At 38.1% G+C, this 19,261-nt stretch carries 22 protein-coding genes; 18 read left to right on the top strand and 4 right to left on the bottom strand.

The window, feature by feature from the left end; translation table 11 throughout:
• Positions 1-5 precede the first annotated feature (5 nt).
• The 16 genes from EsVE80_RS14010 (at position 6) to EsVE80_RS10970 (ending at position 13,891) form a co-directional block, all read left to right on the top strand.
• Entirely contained in the window at positions 6-134 is a 129-nt protein-coding gene (locus EsVE80_RS14010; protein ID WP_269474238.1) for a hypothetical protein, read from the top strand.
• 2 nt (positions 135-136) lie between these two features.
• On the top strand, positions 137-4,666 hold the full coding sequence (locus tag EsVE80_RS11040; protein ID WP_232061194.1) for a phage tail tape measure protein: 4,530 nt from the start codon (positions 137-139) through the stop codon (positions 4,664-4,666).
• A 2-nt stretch (positions 4,667-4,668) separates the two neighbouring features.
• Entirely contained in the window at positions 4,669-5,496 is an 828-nt protein-coding gene (locus EsVE80_RS11035; protein WP_173103763.1) for a phage tail domain-containing protein, read from the top strand.
• Positions 5,497-5,504: 8 nt separating this feature from the next.
• Positions 5,505-6,524 (top strand): phage tail protein, encoded by a 1,020-nt coding sequence (locus EsVE80_RS11030; RefSeq protein WP_173103762.1) that lies wholly within the window; start codon positions 5,505-5,507, stop codon positions 6,522-6,524.
• 9 nt (positions 6,525-6,533) lie between these two features.
• Positions 6,534-7,544: a hypothetical protein gene (locus EsVE80_RS11025; protein WP_232061337.1), complete on the top strand. Its 1,011-nt coding sequence runs from the start codon at positions 6,534-6,536 to the stop codon at positions 7,542-7,544.
• Positions 7,544-9,718, top strand: coding sequence for a BppU family phage baseplate upper protein (locus EsVE80_RS11020; RefSeq protein ID WP_173103760.1), 2,175 nt, complete (start codon positions 7,544-7,546; stop codon positions 9,716-9,718). Before EsVE80_RS11025 ends, EsVE80_RS11020 begins: the two co-directional genes overlap by 1 nt.
• Positions 9,719-9,737: 19 nt before the next feature.
• Positions 9,738-9,926, top strand: coding sequence for a hypothetical protein (locus EsVE80_RS11015; RefSeq protein WP_156137044.1), 189 nt, complete (start codon positions 9,738-9,740; stop codon positions 9,924-9,926).
• Positions 9,862-10,368, top strand: coding sequence for a hypothetical protein (locus tag EsVE80_RS11010; protein ID WP_232061192.1), 507 nt, complete (start codon positions 9,862-9,864; stop codon positions 10,366-10,368). The genes EsVE80_RS11015 and EsVE80_RS11010 overlap by 65 nt, the downstream gene beginning before the upstream one ends.
• A 54-nt stretch (positions 10,369-10,422) precedes the next feature.
• Positions 10,423-10,665: a hypothetical protein gene (locus tag EsVE80_RS11005; RefSeq protein ID WP_173103758.1), complete on the top strand. Its 243-nt coding sequence runs from the start codon at positions 10,423-10,425 to the stop codon at positions 10,663-10,665.
• 12 nt (positions 10,666-10,677) lie between these two features.
• Positions 10,678-10,950 carry a phage holin family protein gene (locus EsVE80_RS11000; protein ID WP_173103757.1) on the top strand — a complete coding sequence of 91 codons (273 nt, stop codon included), beginning with the start codon at positions 10,678-10,680 and terminating at the stop codon, positions 10,948-10,950.
• Between the two features lies 1 nt (position 10,951).
• Positions 10,952-11,257, top strand: coding sequence for a hypothetical protein (locus EsVE80_RS10995; RefSeq protein WP_173103756.1), 306 nt, complete (start codon positions 10,952-10,954; stop codon positions 11,255-11,257).
• Positions 11,258-11,259: 2 nt separating this feature from the next.
• On the top strand, positions 11,260-12,198 hold the full coding sequence (locus EsVE80_RS10990; RefSeq protein WP_173103755.1) for a peptidoglycan amidohydrolase family protein: 939 nt from the start codon (positions 11,260-11,262) through the stop codon (positions 12,196-12,198).
• A 146-nt stretch (positions 12,199-12,344) separates the two neighbouring features.
• Positions 12,345-12,725: a hypothetical protein gene (locus EsVE80_RS10985; RefSeq protein WP_173103754.1), complete on the top strand. Its 381-nt coding sequence runs from the start codon at positions 12,345-12,347 to the stop codon at positions 12,723-12,725.
• A 17-nt stretch (positions 12,726-12,742) separates the two neighbouring features.
• The gene (locus EsVE80_RS10980) at positions 12,743-12,925 is read left to right on the top strand and encodes a hypothetical protein (RefSeq protein WP_173103753.1); all 183 of its coding nucleotides are present in this window, start codon (positions 12,743-12,745) and stop codon (positions 12,923-12,925) included.
• A gap of 16 nt (positions 12,926-12,941) precedes the next feature.
• Positions 12,942-13,427, top strand: a complete 486-nt coding sequence (locus EsVE80_RS10975; protein ID WP_173103752.1) for a hypothetical protein — start codon at positions 12,942-12,944, stop codon at positions 13,425-13,427.
• Positions 13,428-13,435: 8 nt separating this feature from the next.
• Positions 13,436-13,891 carry a hypothetical protein gene (locus tag EsVE80_RS10970; RefSeq protein WP_232061190.1) on the top strand — a complete coding sequence of 152 codons (456 nt, stop codon included), beginning with the start codon at positions 13,436-13,438 and terminating at the stop codon, positions 13,889-13,891.
• A gap of 18 nt (positions 13,892-13,909) precedes the next feature.
• On the opposite strand, the gene EsVE80_RS10965 is transcribed toward EsVE80_RS10970, so the two are convergent.
• The 3 genes from EsVE80_RS10965 to EsVE80_RS10955 all read right to left on the bottom strand — a co-directional run bounded on the left by EsVE80_RS10965 (position 13,910) and on the right by EsVE80_RS10955 (position 16,507).
• Positions 13,910-14,104 carry a hypothetical protein gene (locus EsVE80_RS10965; protein WP_173103751.1) on the bottom strand — a complete coding sequence of 65 codons (195 nt, stop codon included), beginning with the start codon at positions 14,102-14,104 and terminating at the stop codon, positions 13,910-13,912.
• An 82-nt stretch (positions 14,105-14,186) separates the two neighbouring features.
• Positions 14,187-15,659 (bottom strand): Y-family DNA polymerase, encoded by a 1,473-nt coding sequence (locus tag EsVE80_RS10960; RefSeq protein WP_173103750.1) that lies wholly within the window; start codon positions 15,657-15,659, stop codon positions 14,187-14,189.
• Between the two features lie 302 nt (positions 15,660-15,961).
• Complete coding sequence (locus EsVE80_RS10955; RefSeq protein WP_173103749.1) at positions 15,962-16,507, bottom strand: biotin transporter BioY; 546 nt, start codon at positions 16,505-16,507, stop codon at positions 15,962-15,964.
• 162 nt (positions 16,508-16,669) lie between these two features.
• Here EsVE80_RS10955 and EsVE80_RS10950 point away from each other — a divergent pair, with 162 nt between their 5' ends.
• The gene (locus EsVE80_RS10950) at positions 16,670-17,101 is read left to right on the top strand and encodes a hypothetical protein (protein ID WP_173103748.1); all 432 of its coding nucleotides are present in this window, start codon (positions 16,670-16,672) and stop codon (positions 17,099-17,101) included.
• A gap of 155 nt (positions 17,102-17,256) precedes the next feature.
• Here the strand turns inward: EsVE80_RS10950 and rpsD are convergent, their stop codons facing one another.
• Positions 17,257-17,868: a 30S ribosomal protein S4 gene (gene rpsD / locus EsVE80_RS10945; protein WP_016173655.1), complete on the bottom strand. Its 612-nt coding sequence runs from the start codon at positions 17,866-17,868 to the stop codon at positions 17,257-17,259.
• A gap of 552 nt (positions 17,869-18,420) precedes the next feature.
• Here rpsD and EsVE80_RS10940 point away from each other — a divergent pair.
• A complete protein-coding gene (locus EsVE80_RS10940) occupies positions 18,421-19,218 on the top strand; it encodes a formate/nitrite transporter family protein (RefSeq protein ID WP_173103747.1) in 798 nt (265 codons plus the stop codon).
• The last annotated feature ends 43 nt before the right edge of the window (positions 19,219-19,261 follow it).

The following is a 19,261-nucleotide window of genomic DNA, read 5'->3' as shown; positions in this document are numbered from 1 at the left end:
CGAATATGGGAATTCGAGATTTGATGGAAACGGATTGTATAGATGTGGATGAAATCTTACTCGTATCTTCAAATAAAAAGAAGAAGAAAAAAGAAATCAAACCATTATCAGAACTAGTTAAAGGAGGTGCCTGAATATGTCTGGTGGAACACCATTAGGTAATATGGTCATTAAATTAGGTTTAGATGATGCCGATTTTGGCAGAGGCGTTGCGAATTCAAAAAAGCAAATTAGCTATTTAGCGAAAGAAATGCAAGCAAATATGAAAATAGCTGATATGGCGGGTAATTCGCTTGGCAAATTGCAATCTAAATTCAGCTCTTTAACCAACATTGTTCAGGCCCAAGAAAAGCAAGTTAACGCTTTAAAGACAGCGTATGATAAGTCATTTGATGAAAATGGCAAGGCTACAGAAGCAACAAAAAGATATGCGGCACAATTGCAAGCTGCAAACGGAAAATTAGCAGACTATAAACAACAGTTAATTCAATCTGCTGGAGCCTTAGCTGAATATAAGGTAAAAAATGAGGGTTTAACTGGAGCAATTTATAAAGGCTCTGAAAAAATGATTTCTGCTGGAAGCAAAATGGCTTCTGTGGGATCTAAGTTAACAGCAGGTTTAACCTTGCCGATTGCTGGCGCAGCAGTAGCTGTCGGAAAAGCCGCAATCTCGTGGGAATCAGCCTTTGCTGGGGTCAAAAAGACAAATGATGAAGTTGTTAACTCCACAGGTCAAGTCGTTTATTCTTACAAAGATTTGGAAAATGGATTAAGAGGGTTGGCGAAAGAACTTCCAGCTAGTCATGCTGAAATTGCAAACGTCGCAGAAGCTGCAGGGCAGTTAGGTATTCAAACTCCTAACGTTGTAGGATTCACAAAAACAATGATTGACTTAGGTGAATCAACGAACATGAGTGCAGAAACCGCCGCTACTTCTTTGGCGCGATTTGCTAACATCACTCAGATGTCGCAAAAAGATTTTGACCGTTTAGGGTCTGTAATTGTTGATTTGGGGAATAATTTTGCCACTACGGAATCAGAAATCACGGAAATGGGACTACGTTTAGCCGGGGCTGGTAAACAGGTTGGTATGTCGCAAGGTGAAATTATGGGTCTTGCTACGGCACTTAGCTCTGTAGGTATTGAAGCAGAAGCGGGTGGTTCTGCATTTTCAAAAGTAATGGTAAATATGCAGTTAGCTGTAGAAAACGGTGTAGGTGCATTTGATGAATTATCCGCAATGGGGTCAAAAGCTGGTATCTCTTTATCTGATATTTCAAAAGCGGTTCAAGATGGCGGAAAAAATCTTAAGTCTACTGCTAGTCAAATGGGATTGACAAATACACAACTTCGCTCGATGTACAAAGAAGCTGATAAGTCTGCAATTGCTTTAGAGAATTTTTCTAAAGTGGCGGGATTAACAAATGCGGAATTTGCAGACCTGTTTAAAAAGGACCCTTCAAAAGCAATTATGAAATTTGTTGAAGGTTTGTCCCACGCGGAAGAAAAAGGAACTTCTGCCATTAAAGTTTTAAATGACATGGATATTAAAGAAGTTCGTCTACGTGATAGCTTGCTTCGCGCTGCGAATGCGAGCGGTGTATTCGGTGATGCAATCGCTACTGGTAACAAAGCTTGGAAAGAAAATACTGCGTTGACAGAGGAAGCGAGCAAGCGTTACGAGACTACCGAATCAAAATTAAAAATGCTAAAAAACGAAGCTGTGGATGCTGCGATTGAATTGGGTGGCCCACTTATCGATGCATTACGTGATGGACTGCAAGCTAGCAAGCCTCTAATAAAAGGTCTGGGAGATTTAGCTAAATCATTTAGCTCGTTAGATAAAGAGCAACAGCAAAATATTATTAAATGGGTTGGTATAGCTGCCGCAGCAGGTCCGGTTTTATCAATCGCGGGAAAATTAACTGGGGGCATTGGTAAGCTAGGTAAATCATTTATTGATTTAACAGCTAGTATGGCGAAGAAAAAAGCTATGACAGCTATGGCTGCTGAAATGGCTTCGGGTGCTGTATCTGCCACATCAATGGGTACTGCTGTAGCTGGCGCAGGAACGAAAGTTGGTTTATTCGGCAAATTAGCTGGATTAGCCGGTGGAAAAGCCGGTGTGGGGGCATTGACAGCCGGACTATCTGGCGTCGCGGTTCCCGCAGCGATTGCTGTTGGCGGTGTAGCTGCTGTAGGTGTTGCCCTTTATGCAGCGAATAAAGCGTACGAATCAAATCAATTAGCTGGTGCACGTTGGGGTACGAAAGTTACTAAAGAACAGGATAAAGTAATTAAAAAAGCTTACGAATTAAACGAAAAAGCTTCTACGTATGTTAATGAATACGCTGATGGAATTGTTAGTTCTGCTGAAAAGGCTAAAAAGGCCAATCAAGAAATTGTTGATTCTATTCAAAAAGTTTTAGATAAAGAAATCGAACGCAAGAAAAAAGCTGCTGAAAATATAGCAGACGATGCGGAAAAGAAAAAAGCTGAAAATTATATTAAATGGCAAGAAACAGTTAATAAAGCAGAAGTACAGCAAGCACAAAAGAAAGTTGATGCAATCAATCAGGTACTAACAAATGCATCAAAAAATAATCGCAATCTATCAAATGAAGAACGACAATTCATTGCGAATAACTATAAGTTATTAAGTCAAGATCAGTTGAAGGCAGCAGGTTTTAGTAAAAAACAACGTTTAGCGATTGAAACTGCCTATCAAGCGGATATGTCTAAGCTAAACTACAAGGATTTGTCAAAACGGCAAGAAACATTGCAAAATGCGTTAAAAGACGAAAAATCAGCGTACGAGAAGCAAGTAGAAAGTTTAAAAACAATCTATGCTAAAAATCCACAGGCGCTTAAAGCGTCGATGGATAAATTAAACAAAGAATATAAGCAATCTACTGATACTTTAGTGACAGGATTAGCCAAAGTATTTCAAGCGCAAGGCAAAGATATTTCTCAACTGTCAGAAGTTTGGAAAGCGTATGGCTATACCACCGATGAAGTGTTATCTCTAGTCAATACGTCCGTTAAAGCATCGTCAGATAACTTAGATTTACTTGCTAAAGGTACCAGTGAAGCAGATATGGCATGGAATGCACTGGCGCTAGACCCCAAAACAGGCGAAGTCAAAACGAACATGGCTGAAACCTTAGTGGATATGGCAAAAACTGACGAAGGTTGGCAGCAACTGAAATTTATGTTGAAAAATGCCGATATTGAATCTAATGCCAAAGAAGAAGTTGCGGTTGCAATGGGTCTTGCTGGCAAGTGGAACCTCATGTATATGTCAGACAAACTTTTAACAGTTAATGGAGACGAAGCAAAAGTAGCATTATACGACACTATTGATGAGTTAAAAGCTTGGAACGAGTATGAAGCTGATCGCAAAATTCTTGGTGCAGATAACGCGGATGTCATATGGAAACTAATAGATTCAGAAGATAAGCTCAATGTTTGGAACACTATTCCAGCTTCTGATAAGAAATTACTTGCAGACAATACGGACTTTCTTTCTAAACTGCTCAATTCTGAAGAAGCTTTAAATCAATGGAAATCATTACCAGATTCTCAAAAGAAAATGCTTGCTGATAATTCTGATTTATTGGGCAAAGTATTTGCTTCCACAGAATCCTTTAATGCGTGGGGGAAATTACCTGAGCCAATAAAACAAATGTTGGGGAATAACCAAGATATTTTGGCGAAAGTTAAAGACGGAACTATATCTTTGCGAGATTATCAAAAAATAGAGCCAAACATTAAAAAACTTTTAGGTGATAGTAGTAGCGTTGTGAATGCTTCGAAATCTGGTGAAAAATCATTAAGGAGTTATCACGCGAATAACCCAGCAAAGAAAATTTTGCAAGGAACATCAGCTAGCACACAAAATGCTGCTAAAACAGGTGAAGGGGCGTTAAATCGATACAAAGGTAACAATCCAGCTCTTAAAAAATTACTAGGGAATTCTAGTAGTGTAATAAATGCTGCGAATACAGGTGGAGGAGCGTTAAATCGCTTTAGAAATAATAATCCTAGTTCTAAAAGTTTAAGAGCAGTTGATAATGCATCTGGTCCCGCAAGATCAGCGATAGGTGCGGTTAATGATTTCAAGTCAGGGCCTTCTGTTATTACTAAAACATTAAATGTAGTTGCCAATTTAGGTAAAGGCGTAGCGAAGATTTTAGGATTTGAAAAAGGCACAAATTACCATTTGGGCGGTCCAGCAATTGTAAACGACCAAAAAGGTTTGACTTACAAAGAGTTAGTTATACCAAAGGGCGGCGTTCCATTCATTCCGGAAGGGCGTAACGTATTCTTACCAAATTTGAGACGAGGATCCAAAATTGTTCCGGCACGACAAACTAAAAAATTAGTCCCGCGGTATAAAGACGGCGTGGGTGTGCCTAAAAATTCTACACTGGTTCGTAATTTGGAGAATGTTAGCAATGAGCGCATGAATGAATTAAATACAAAAATAATTGTAGATAATAGCAATTTAGAAGTGAAATTTGACAAAATGATTCGACTGTTGGAATTGCTTGTTAAAAAGCCCAATATTGCCAAGGCTATTCTAGATAGTGAAATGATCTCTGAAATTGCGGATGCAAATCTGGGTAATCAGTTTATGAAACTAAACTATATGGGAGGTAACTAAGAATGTTTTACAAAGTACAATTAAATCAAAATGGCGAATGGTTTGACCCGCAACAACATATGAGAATTGTCTTTAAAAATATTATTAGACAATCTCCCGTGTATGAAGTTGAATATGTAGATTTTGCTGGGACTAATGGTTCTCGTGAAGCCAACAGTTCATTTAGGCCATTTGAACTAGTTTTCGAAATTGATCTGTTTTTCGATGATGAAAACGATAGGGAACTTTTAGAAACAGAATTGCATCAACTATTTTTCCCTGGATATTCATATTATCTCAATCATGATTTGGCCCCAGGTAAAATGTTTCTCGTAAATCCTATTAGTTTCGAATTACAAGATGAAATCATTGCTTCAAATTATGCGAATTACAAAGTAACATTAAATGTATTTCGAGGATATGCCGAATCACTCGCAACTACGCTCACTGATTTTAGTTTGGGTGAGGAATGGCAATTCTCACAAGGTTTAGTTTCTGAGGATCACGAATACACTCATCAGACCAGTCGCTTTACGATTTTCAATGCCGGCGATTTCACGATTGATCCAAGAGAAAATTACCTGAAAATCAAAATTGAAGGAATGTCTGACGGCAATCTCACAGTGTTCAACGCAACCACTGGTGAGCGATTTATCTACCGTGGTTCACTCAATTCCGTTAGCGGCGAGACATTAACGCTTGATGGTGTCTATCCTCTAAAAAATGGTATTCACTGTGGGATTGATACAAATCACGGCTTAATCTCATTGGTTCCTGGCGAAAACAAAATCGAAATCTCCAACGCTTCACGTATCAAAACAGCGTGGGATTTCCGTTTTCTGTATAAGTAGGTGATGGAATGAACGATATCGTAATAGCAAATTTCGAGCAAACCAAAGAAGAGATCCTTGTCGGTGTTGACAGGGACTCTTTTTTTGAAAATTGGCAAGAAAACGAAACGTGGGAAGTCGGCTTTTTGGTGATGAAAACCAAAGACAATGCCCATTCGTTTGACTTAGTGGACTACGAAAGCTCTGTTTTTTGGAACGGGCAGGAATTTATCATCAAGCAAATGAAGGATTATGCAGTCGGCGCACAGCGATTTAAAGAAGTGGTTGCCACACACGTCTATTACACGATCCAAGATGGCTATCAATACGAGCAGATGACAGGGACTTTCTCTATCAATCAATGTCTATCGCATATCTTTGCGGCAGGCGCACGAGGTTTTAGCTATGAAGTTATCAATACAAACGGTGTCTTTAGCCGCATCGAACAGGAGAATTTCGGCGGTGGGAACTACTTGAAGCTGATCGATGAAGTGTTGTCGGATTATGATGCAGTGGTGATCCCTGATAACAAGCACTTAAGGTTTTATCCGCGGAGTTATTACGGAAATGAAACGCAGGAACAGATACGGTACAAGTTTAATACCGATGAAGTCCACTTTGAGATCGATACGTATAGCCTGAAAACGCAGATTCGCGGATTTGGAAAGAAGAAAGAAGACGATAGCTACTATTTTAGTCCAATCACATATACCTCGCCTGAATCTGCTAAATGGGGTGTACGTATCCAAGATCCTGTGAGCGATGATCGATTCACTGTCGCAAGCAGTATGAGTGCACGACTAAGGCGGGATATCCACGATTATCCGGACATTTCGGGAACGGTGAATATCAAATGGGCGATTGATCTAAATCGCGGGGACAAAGTAACGTTTGTCTACGAGCCACTCAATGTTTGTCAGATGATTCAAGTAGTCGGATTGAAAAAATACCCACTGATACCTAACAAACCGCCGGAAGTCACGTTATCGAATAATAAAAAAACAATGACAAATATTCTTGCAGGTCTGAAGAAGAAAGGAGTGTTATAGTTGGGCTTAATGAAATTAGTAAAAAACGCGATCAGCTCGGAGTGGAAGAAGACGTTTAATGACAATGTCGATTATTTAAATGGATTGGAAACACGAGTTGATCAAAAAAACAAAGCGACAAATAGTCGGATTGACAATTTAGTGCTGCAATCTGGGGGAGATAGTCCTAACGAGGTAGTGGATGCGCGGACGAATGCCAGTGGTGAAAAATATGCTACCTTGCGTGCGCGTTTAAATGCCGGTGAGCAGCTGACAGAACAAGAACTAGTTGAAGTTAACCGATTAATAACAGATCAGTCAGAACAAATTGGCCAATTAGAAAAAACGATTCAAGAACTTTATGACGGTAACGGTGGTGTCATTGATATCTACGTCTCTGCAGATCAAGGGAATGACACGACTGCTGACGGTACAGAGTCTAAACCGTTCAAAACGATTCAAGCGGCGATTAATAGTCTGCCATTGCTTTCTACCACAAAATTTTATATTTATGTCGAACCTGGTGTGTATTTAGAAGATGTCGTGATTTCCAATATCACAAGTGGCCAGCTTGAGATCGTAGCAACGAACCTTTCGGTAGTAGATGCTTCAGTCGGAGATACCGGCGTTTTTGTGAGGTCAGTTTTATTCATTGATTGTGGAATGTACTGTGCGGTCAGAGGATTCACGCAAACAGATGTAGCGAATTCACCGAAACGTTTTATTTATTTCCACGGTGCTATGTACGGCGCTGCAGATAGATGCCGCGCGGTTCAAAACACGAAAAATATCTATGGCTATACAGCGTTTGGATGGGAGCGATGTGTTTCTGGAAGTATCATCCGTTGCCACGTTTCAAACCAATATTATGCGCTCAAAGGCGCTTTTGGAACGGGCGTGAGAATTTCAGACGTCGTTTCAGGAACAGAAAACAATATAGTATATCGATCAGAAGGATCAATTATTTATCGTTCCGCCGGTGCTTCGATCAGCGGTACCACGATGGAATCTAAAACTTATGGTGGGCAGGTGTTTGTTTGATGAACGAAGATAACAAGATTTTTAAAACAAACGAATTTTCAATCGAGATCAGTCCAGTCGGGAAAGCTATTCAATCTAAAGACATTCAGTATTTCTCGTATGATGAGAATAGCGGCCTCCAGCTGATCCATATTTTAATGGATGGCAAGCCGCTTGATTTACCCAACGGAACAGAAATCCGACTTTCTGCCGTCAAACTGAATAACCAAAATCAAAAATTGATCTATACTCCTGAAATTGTTGATCCTCTGAAGGGAATCGTCTCTTTCGTTATTCCACGTGAATTTTTAGGATATCAGGGGCAGATTCGATGCGGGCTATATATCAATTTTTTAAACAATCAAACGATGCACGTTGGGTATTTCTACATCAACATGGGGGTATCCGATATTGACACAAACCTAACGGAATTCACCGAGGATTTTTGGCAAGGATGGAGCGAATTTGAAGCTGGTTCGACTGCGAAAATGCAAGAGTTAGAGCGACGAATTGACGAGCAAACCGAAATTTTTAATAACGCTGATGTTTATAATAAGGCTGAAATTGAAGATAAGCTAGAACCGTTTGCACTTCGGACGGATATCGACACATTGGAAACAAAAAAAGCGGATAAGACGGATGTTAATCAACTTGCAACAGATAAAGTGGACAAGACAGCTTTGGCACAGACGAACGCAAATATGGCGACGAATTTAGCTACAAAAGTTGATAAAGGTGGCAACGAACAAATCACTATGCCCATGTTATCTCAAGAAGTTAAGGTCGCGATGACCGGTGGAAGCGTGGCTGTTGTAGGTCCGAGCGGAGTAAATACGACCAATGTTGCCAATGGCGCAATTACCTCACCGAAGTTGTCCAACAGCTTTAACTATCGAACATTTCTCGCCAGTGGGGCGCTGTTAGACGTCTTAGATGTAAATGGATTCTACCTTTACAGCGCCACAAGCATTTCGGATTCTCCATTTTCGTCAGGTGCCGGTATCTTAGAAAATATTAAAACAGATGATTATATCATCCAAAATGTTACAGAATTTGCAACCGGTATTAAATATTTTCGCACGGTTCGGCAATCGGTTAGCCGTGTGACGGAATGGGTGTCTTCCGAGATCAAAAATAGCAGTATATCACGTTCGAAGCTAAGTTCCGATTTTGATTCAAAAGGAAATTTTCAAGATGTGGATCTAAACAGTTTGATTGACAGCGGCACATATCTATTAATTGGCAACACATCAAATGGCCCAGTAGGGTTTAATGGTAGCTTACTTTTGACGGTACAGAAAAACGGACAATGGATCCATCAGACTTTATCATTGCTGCAAAACCCTAGCCAAAAAGCTTATCGCTATCATTTCGACACGGGAAATCTTTGGGGCGAGTGGGAAATTGCAAGTAATAAACCGCTGTCAGGCAAAGTGGTAGTCAATTTCGGAGATTCCCTTTTCGGCAATACTCAAGGAGCTTCGAGTGTTTCAAATGTCATCTCTAATGTGACTGGTGCAGTAGTTTACAACTGCGGATTCGGCGGATGTCGAATGGCTGGAGGACAGGAAATTGAGGCTTGGCAATCGTTTAGCATGTTTAGACTTGCGGATGAGATTATCAAGGAAAATGACGATCCAACGAAATGGAATCTGCAAGATGCAGCGGTTAACAATGAAAAATGGAACAACAAGCCTACTTATTTTGACAACACGCTTAGTGTTTTGAAGGGAATTGATTTTAATTTAGTAGACTTTATCACCATCGCTTATGGCACGAATGACTACACAGGTGGAAACTTAATAGACGATGAATCAAATCCATTAAACACTGACACATTTTCAGGTGCCTTAAGATATTCGCTTGAAAAAATTATGGCTAAATATAAACAGCTTAAAATATTGATCTGTACACCAACCTATCGCCTTTGGTTTAATCCGGACGGATCAGTAGAATCTGACAGCGACACGAAGGATTATGCTGGTACAGGGTCTTTAACCGGATATGTTGAAAAAACAAAAGATATTGCAAAAGAATACAAAGTTCTTTGTATAGATAATTATTATGAACTTGGTATCAATAGATTTAATGCGCTAAATTTCTTTACAGTTCAAGACGGAACTCATCACAATTCTGTAGGAAGAAAAGTATTGGGAGAAAAAATAGGTGCTAACTTACTATCATTTTTTAGTTAGAAAGCAGGGTGGAAATTTAGTGAAAATCGAAAACTTATCTTCTAAAGTGTTTGACGAAAATAGAACAGAGGAAAGAAAGTTAATGAACCAATTTATTGATTTTCTTAAAGATGATATCATTGTCATAAAAACTGAAGGAGACAATGATGGAAATTTTAGGGATGAAAGAACAAAAGATAAAGATACTAGATACTCCGTTAGGAAATAAAATATCTATAAGCGCAGATTTTGAGTTGCCAGAAAAATTAAACATGGAAATACTAATAGCCATTAAACTAGTCGAGTTAGAAATGGAGTTTCAAGGAATCAATATTGAAAAAATAAAGGGAACGAACTTAATCATCCTCTCCTCAGGAATAATTGAATTAAAAATGAGTAGTATAGGGAATTACATTCGTTTCTCTGTCATTGATTACTCTAAACTAATAAACATTAGTAATGAGATCGCTAGAATTGCGGTGATAATCGAAGAGTTAGTCCATAATTTTTTGAATTATAGCGATGAAGAAAAAATTAAACTGATTGATATTAAAATTCTAAAGAGGTTGGATCAGAATGTTGAGATTGAGGATATATTTGATATGAGTACTATTCAGGATTCTGAAAAGATCAGCTATTTAGTACTTACACCCGAAAATTTTGATAAGTAGTGAATTAAGCATACTCAATCGAGTGTGCTTTTTATTTTGGAAAGTTGGTGAGATATGCCAAATGGAAGTGATGAAGAACTATGGCGGGAGGTCTTACAGCGACTGACAGCTATAGAAATGAACACGAAAGGTCTTGATGATGTAGCGAAAAAAGCCAATGAAGCATATGCATTAGCGAATACTAATAAAGACGATATTGCCGAGTTGAAATCAGATCAAAAAACAAATCGAGCGTGGTTAATGGGTATTTTAGCTACGGTAATTGGCTACGTGATCATGAATTACATTTTAAAATAGGAGGAAAGTAGTATGGATTTTAGTCAATATTTAGTGCCAGCTGTTATGGCTGGATGTTTAGTAGTAGGTTACTGTATCAAAAGTATTGAAAGCTTGCAGATCAATGATTACATTCCAACAATTTTAGCAGTCTTAGGGGCTTTAATTGCAGTTAGTCTAAATGGTTTTAGTGTCGAGGTAGCAATTGCTGGCGCTGTCAGTGGATTAGCTTCAACAGGTCTTCATCAAGCCTTCACGCGATTTTTAGAAGGGTTGAGTGGTAGTCAGCAAAAGGATGGTGACTAATATGCAGCTTTTTAACGGTTTTTTAAATGTTGTAATTTTGTCGCTTTTTGCCATAACGTTGATTGCGTTAATTATTGCCATTTACCAATGTCTAAAATCATTTCGTATTGAGCGATTGAAAAATGAGTTAGCTATCAAGCGTAGCTACGCAGAGATTTTTATTAGTTCGTTAAATGGTAAATTTGATCGTGAACTTGTTAAATCACAATTGATTGATGCATTTAAAAAAGAAAAAATTCCTTTTGAATTTGAAGAAATCGACAAATTGATTGAAGCTGCTAAGCAGGATTATTTGGGAGGTAATTAATTATGTCTGTGAATATGGAAACTGCAATTAAACATATGGAATCGCTCAAAGCAAAAGGTATCAGGTACTCCATGAATGGCAGCCGTACAGGTACTGATGGCACAGGAGATTGTTCTGGAACTGTCTATGCTTCACTTAGAAAAGGTGGCGCTACAGATGCAGGCTGGGTATTGAATACTGACAGTATGCACAGTTGGCTGGAAAAGAATGGCTTTAAATGTATTGCAACTAATAAAGAATGGACTGCAAAGCGTGGAGATATTGTAATCTTTGGACTAAAAGGCGCATCTGGCGGAGCAGCAGGCCACGTAGTTATTTTCATTAGCAATACACAGATCATTCATTGTACATGGAAGTCTGCTAGTGCAAACGGGGTTTATGTTGACAATGAAGCCACTACTTGTCCTTACAGCATGGGGTGGTATGTATACCGACAAAATGGTAGCACTTCACCATCAACACCTTCAGCTAAAAAAGTGAAAGTGCTAAATCATGCAACTAACTGGTCTCCTTCAAGTAAGAGTGCAAAAATTGCAAGCTTTGTAAAAGGCGGTACTTTTGAAGTTAAGCAGCAACGCCCTATTTCTTACTCTTACTCTAACCAAGAGTATTTAATTACTAATAAAGGCACAGTTTTAGGCTGGATTTTATCCCAAGATATTGAAGGCGGTTATGGCGCTAACAATGTAGGGTCTAAACCAAGTCTACCTGCTGGCTTCACAAAAGAAGAATTAACCTTTGTGAATGGTAATGCGCCTATCACTACTCGCAAAAATAAACCAAGTCTTTCTTCTCCTACAGCAGCAGCTCTGTTCCCAGGTCAATCAGTTAAATATCTTGGGTGGAAAGTAGCGGAAGGATACACATGGATTTACACAACTGATAAACGCTATATTCCTGTACGACCAGTTGGCAAGGCTGCATGGGGAACATTTAAATAGAATCAAACCCCGACTTCTTAATTGAGGTCGGGCTATTTTTTTGCTCTTTTTTTACATTCATAGTATATTTCGCTTTACTATAATAGTAAACCGTGCTATACTATATATATGTAGATGAGGGAAGCACAAAGAAAGGATTGATTAAAATGACCAAATCAGAAATTTTTAAATTAGCACACACTTGGACGAAGAAAGCTTTTGAAGACAATCGCGCAGAAGGTTCTTATTTAGCTCATTTTTCTAAATTCTTGCAACGTGCTTACCAAGTCGCAAAGCAAGCTGTCCCAGAAGATGCGGTTGCATTCGGATCAAGCAACACACAATTCAAGGGCGTGAAAATTTGGTTTGCTGCAAAAGAATACGGGGTTGGCCGCAAAGCTCAACGTGAAGCACAAGGCAAGTTAGCAGTTAAAATGATGAATGACGTTCAGGTGCGAAAGGAAACTGAAAAAGCTGTTTTATTAACATTTAACACAGCGTACGGCGAAAGCAAAAAATGGTTCCCTAAGAGCGTATTGGTAGCGTGAAAAGGAGGAGTAGAGAAATGATTGCTGTTGATAAAACTATTTATGTCACCCAATATTCAGAAGGTTCGTATGAGATAGTGTTAGTCAGAACGCCTAACGCTAAAAATATTTGGTATGAAATTATTATCGATGACGAAAGTCAAAATGGCATCTACGATTCTTTTAATGAAGCTTTTGAGTACATGATTAACAATTATTAGGTTAGGAGGAAAAATCATGATTTTGAATAAAGAATATGACTATTTAACAGCGTCAGGTAAGCATGAATCAATCAGTGGTAAGGTTAGTCCGTCTAATTTGAAGCGAGCAAACGTCTCAAATGAATTAATAAAAAAATACACTTTGGCTCATGACAGAGTTCAGACAATATCAGGACTAAAAAATTCACCAGGATATGCTACCGATAGTGGGAAGATCAAATTCGAATCTGATACCGTAGAAGCAAAGAAAGAATTGAAAGCTGCGCATAAATCCATTGAAGATTTTTTAGAGACACAGCAGATGTTAAATTTTGGCATTATTGACTTTCAAAAAGTTTTAAAACTACTAAACTCTGACATTTCGGCATATCAAATTGAAAAAAATACTGGTATCAGCCGTATGGCGATTGGAAATTTAAAAAACGGAACGTCAGATGTCTCAAAGATGATTGTTAAGAATGCTTATATGCTAAGTGAATATGCAAAATCGCTTGGAATGTAGGTGAGTTTATGCCGAAAAAATATAATTTAATTGATAAGAGATTTGGAAAGTTAGTCGTTAAGATGAAAGGTAATGTTACGAAGCAAGGGCAGATGTGGGAATGTGTCTGTGATTGTGGCAATGTAGCTATCTACAGGACATCAATGCTAATTTCTGGAGATGCCGTAAGTTGCGGATGCCTACGTCACGATCCAACTATGAAGCGTAACAAAGCAAGAGAAGCTCAAAAAGTAAACGGAGTGGAGTTATTCCGCTTTCAAAACGATAAAGCTATGCCGTTCAACTCAACTGGAGCTAAAGGAGTTTCGAAATATTTACTAAAAAATGGCGGAACTAAGTATGAAGCTAAGATAGTCATTAATGGTACTACATATCGTAAAAAAGGATTTGATACTATTGAAGATGCTAAAAATTATCGCAAACAGCTAGAAGAATTATACTTACCAAAAAAGAGCCAAAAATAAGGCTCTTTTTTAGTGCAACTAACTTTTAGCAATAGTTTCCAAAAACTTTAACTCGTTGACAAAATAGAGATAGTAGTCATTCGCAAATTTTCGAACGGCATCTGGCGGGTTGTCATGATTGATTTTTACAATCTGTTCGCAAGTGTCATATACTACTGAGCGTACATAGTGACCTTCTAATTTAACATAGCCAAATTCATTTTCAAAATACATAAAAATTCCCCCTTCACGATCAAATACGCAAAAGGGGAGGATAATTATTTTCTACTATTATATTTATCGTTTATAGGACTGTTTAATTGAATTCCTCCAATTCTAGCCAACTATTTTGGTTGTCACGCAATTCCCAACGCGCTTTCTTCGATAGTTCATCATTTTGTAGCAGCGTGATTTTGTTCTCAGACATTTTTGCATCTAGCCCGTCTAAGCCGCCAGCACTTCCGCCGCCAGCACTTCCGCCTCCATCATGGCCGCCAACTAATCCTGCACGAGCTACACTTCTGGCACCGTCTAATTTGCTTGTTGCATGAATAATTGCCGTAAAGCCATACTTTGCTCGAATCTTGTCAATAACTAAATCTAATCGTTCGTCTGCTATCTGCTGTTCAGGTTCTTCGAAAAGATTTAACTGCCGCTCTCTTGTGTAGATTAATTTAGAGTAGGTGACACCTATATGGCGAATTACCTGTCCTTTGTAGTATTTGCGGAAAATTGAAAGACAATACTGCACTAATTCCTTTGTGCTATCAGTAGCCGGAACTTTCATTTGATGCGAAAATCCTTTGCTAGATTCTGACATGGACGTTCCAACATATAAGTGCACACATTGTGCTAAACAGCCGTGCCTTCTAATGCGAGCAGCAACCTGTTCTGCCATTTCTTTTACCACAATTTCAATTTCATTTTGACGGATATAATCTTTTGGTAACACTTGACTGTTGCCATACGATTTTTCTTTTGGCTCTGGGGCGGGTTCCGATAGAATGGTGCGATCAATCCCATTCGCATGATAGTACAGTTGCGTCCCCATTACACCAAACTTTTTCTTTAGCTTGTAAACATCAGAGTGAGCGAGCTGGTAAATAGAATCAATTCCCATGTTATAAAGATTCCGCTTCATTCGGCTGCCTATTCCCCAAAAGTCAGTGATATCCTCAATAGTCCACACTTTAGAGGGAACATCTTGATAACGAATTTCCGCTACGAAATTATCATCGTGTTTTGAATAATTGTCGAGAGCCAGTTTAGCAAGAAGAGGATTGTCACCAATTCCGACTGATACGATTAATCCTAGTTTTTCTTTTACTTCTTTTTGAATGTGTCCTGCTAACCGTCTGCGTTTAATATATCGTGATTCCGATTTATCGGGATAAAACAAATTCAAAGAATGGGTAACATCTAAAATGGATTCATCGATCGAGTAAACAAGTAAATCTTCGTCTGCGACATACTCTCTAAAGATATCGTTTAATTTCATGTTCTCTTTAACATACAAATTCATACGCGGCGGAACTTTAATAAGGTCGGGGTGGTCAGGTAGATTATCTGCTCTTGTGACGTTCGATATACCAAGTTCTTTTTTAGCGATAGGAGACGAGGCTAGAATGAGGCCGTTCCCGGTATTATCCGCTTGGCTCATGACTACTAACATCGTAGACAGCGGATCTAATCCTCTTTGGCTGCATTCAACGGTGGCGTAAAATGATTTAACATCGATGAATAAGATATCCCTAGTTGGTTCTAACCGATAATCAAAATTCAATTCCATTTTCACCACACTCCTTCGCTTTAATTATACGAACGTATGTTTGTTTTTGTAAAGCGAACAGATTGTTAAGAATGAATTTTCAAGGGGCAAAAAAGGGGCAATAAAGGGGCAATAAAGGGGCAATAAGTCCGATATAGTCTAAAAATTATCGGACTGCCTACTGTTGTGTACCCCTAAAAATAGCCTGATTTTATCGGTTTTCGTGTTCAGCTGGATATGGTCAAATGGTGTCAATGTGAAAGACGCTGTAAAATAAAAAAAATGCCGTGATGAAAATCACGGCATTTTTTTGCTATTTGCTATTACTTAGTAGAGGCAAAGTAACGTTGTGGCAAGCGACGTAAAATAAAGATACCCAAAAGGCCGCAAGCTATAGCTTTGATGATGCCTGGTATGATAAAAGGAATAAAGCCGGTTTTTAATGCCGCTAAAAATTCCATGCCAGTGCCAAATTTTAGCCAAGCTGTGCCAAAAGCGAGTGTTACCATGGCACCTATGATATTAGCGATAACTGCCCACAAGTAATTTTTTTGAGTAGCTTCCAAAATAGCACCAGTTGCTAAACCATTGAAGATAAACCCGATTAAAAAACCCCCAGTTGGTCCAAAAAGTACACCAAAACCAGCGCTACCGCCAGCAAAGACAGGAATTCCGATTAGACCTAAGAGAAGATAGATAGTGATCGCCCATGTACCTGTTTTTGTTCCTAAAATAGTGACAGTTAATCCAATAATAAAAGTTTGTAAAGTCAATGGGATTAAACCTAAAGGAATTGTAACTTGGGATAAAATAGAGATGATTCCGGCAAAAATTGCTGCTAATAATTGTTCTCGTAAAGAAATACGCATTTTTTTCACTCACTTTCGTTAACTCCATTTACAAATGGTTAACAAAATTATATTTTGTGGTTAACTAAAAGTAAAGTATTTTTTTAAAAGTTAACGAAAAAAATTTGAAATCCTGTATGATAGAAAAGAAATGCAATTTGAAAATGAATTAAAGGAGCAATTATGAAGCAGTTAAAAAAACAAATGCTAATCCTATTTGGGATCGTAGCAGTGGCAATACTCTTAATTTCTTTTTATAAACCAGCGGGAAAATCAGATAGTGTCAAAGAAGATTTTGCCAACTCAAAACGCTACTCTAAAACAGAAATTCGTTTAGCAGCTACAGTGGTAAAAGATGGTTTTTCTCAAGTATTTAAAAATTGTCGCTTGGACACGTTGGCGTATAAAGAGGAATTACAAAAATATGCGCGCTTAAAAACTGAAAAAGAAATTGCGCCTAACACGGAGTATCTATTGCTAACGAGCACTTTATACGTGGGACCAGATGGTTATGAGAATTTGCGTCCCAATACTTTTTATCGAAATTGGTGTTGGTATTTAAAACGTGTGGATAAAGGGGAATGGCAAGTATATTATTTTGGTAATATGGAGTAAGACTAGTATCAATGGATTTGTATGGTTGCTTATACGTTATTTAGCAGTCGTTTGATGACGACTGCTTTTTTTAGCCAAATCATATAATTATTAAAAATAAAGAAAAAAACACTCAAACTCCTGATATACAGGAATTTGAGTGAAGTATGACGAAATTACATTAATTGGTTGTAGAATTCAACGACGAATGATTCGTCAACATCAGGTGTCATTTCTTCACGTTCTGGTAAACGAGTTAATGAACCTTCTAATTTTTCATCATCAAAGCTAACGAAAGCAGGGCGTCCGATAGTTGCTTCTAAAGCAGCACGGATTGCAACGTTGTTTTGAGATTTTTCGCGCACACCAATCACTTGTCCGACTTCAACGTGGTATGAAGGGATATCAACGCGTTTGCCGTCAACTGTAATATGGCCATGGTTAACTAATTGACGTGCTTGACGACGAGTAGTAGCCAAACCTAGGCGGTAAACAACATTATCCAAACGTTGTTCTAACAAGATCATGAAGTTAACACCAAGTTTACCTTCTTTGATCCGACCAGCTTTAACGAATAAGTTACGGAATTGACGTTCGTTCATGCCATACATATGACGTAGTTTTTGTTTTTCAGTTAATTGCAAGCCGTATTCAGATTTTTTACCGCGGCTATTAGGGCCGTGTTGACCTGGTGGGAAAGGACGACGAGCTAATTCTTTACCAGTGCCAGATAATGAGATACCTAAACGGCGTGATAATTTCCATGATGGTCCAGTATAACGTGACATTTAAAAATTCCTCCAATAAAATAAATTGTTTTTGGAGTAAAATAATCCGATGAAAAATTCATATTCGTACAGTTCATCCTTCAATCTTCACCTTTGCAGCCGCGGTTACGCAATTGAACTGGCATGCCAGCGATGGACTGGTGACGAGCTATTATTCTTCTGCTGCATTATTTTACACGAATTTTAGTATACGATGAAAAACTAGTTGTAGTCAAGGGAAACAATTAGTTTAGACAAAATAATTCTGCAGGTTGGAGAAGGATATAAGTAAAAAAACAATGTTTATTTATTCGGCAATACAGTATAAAAGGATGTTTGGAAGTGAAACGAAAAAAGACTATTTTTGATTGTTATTTTTTTGTTAGTAAAAAAGGGTTATTTTTTTCTTTAAAAACTAACGATATTTGAAGAAAAGAATTAGAGATAATAATTGTCCTGTAATTTTGTTGCGTGCTTTTTCAGAAATTTACCGAAATATCTTTACAAAATCAATTTGCCTCTATAAAATGAGTGGGTATTTATAATTATTCATTTAAGTAGAGGAGAAAAGAGATGAATCCTGTATCACCGTTATTTTCAAAAATTGACACATCGATTGAAAAGAAAGTTGATTTAATTCAAGGAAGTTACTTTCGATATGCGGTCCGTGCAATTTTAGCTTGTTTATTTTTAGGTTTAGGAACAGCTGTGGCATTTGCAATCGCAATGAAGGGCGAACATATTGTGCCTGGTTTAGGCAAAATGTTATATGCGTTCATGTTCAGTTGGTCACTTGTAATGATTTTGTATTTGAATGCCGAATTGGGAACTTCGAATATGTTGTACATGACTGTGGGTGTTTATCGTAAACGTTTGAATTTTGGATTAGCAACTAAAATTTTATTTTCTTGTATCTTATTTAACTTAATTGGTGGTTTAGTAGTTGGTTTTTTGATCGCTCAAACAGGACCATTTCAAGGTTTAGAGCCAGATAACTTCTTCTTTACTTCGATTACAGGTAAATTGGAAAAATCAACGATGCAAATTTTAATTGAAGCAATGTTTGCTAATATTGTGGTGAATACGGCAGTCTTAATCAGTATGCGTATGAAAGATGATGCTGGTAAAGTTGCAGCCATTATCTTTATTATTTTTATCTTTGCTTTTTTAGGCTATGAACACGTTATCGCTAATTTCCCAGCTTTTTCATTAGCGTATTTTGCTTCTGGTGGAGCAATTGAAGGCATGACAGCAGGGACAGTTTTCCATAATCTTATTTGTGCCCTAATTGGGAATTATATTGGCGGTGGCTTAGTGATGGGATTAGGCTTTGCTTGGTTAAATAATTCTAAATCTATTTATGTAGATTAATTTTTTACGATTGTAACAAAACGTTATAGGCGATAAATCTTTG

Origin of the sequence: Enterococcus saigonensis, assembly GCF_011397115.1 — a bacterium.
In the GTDB taxonomy this organism is placed as follows: Bacteria; Bacillota; Bacilli; order Lactobacillales; family Enterococcaceae; genus Enterococcus_C; species Enterococcus_C saigonensis.
Note: the sequence above shows the minus strand (reverse complement) of the source record. Positions and strands in the feature narration are given on the sequence as shown.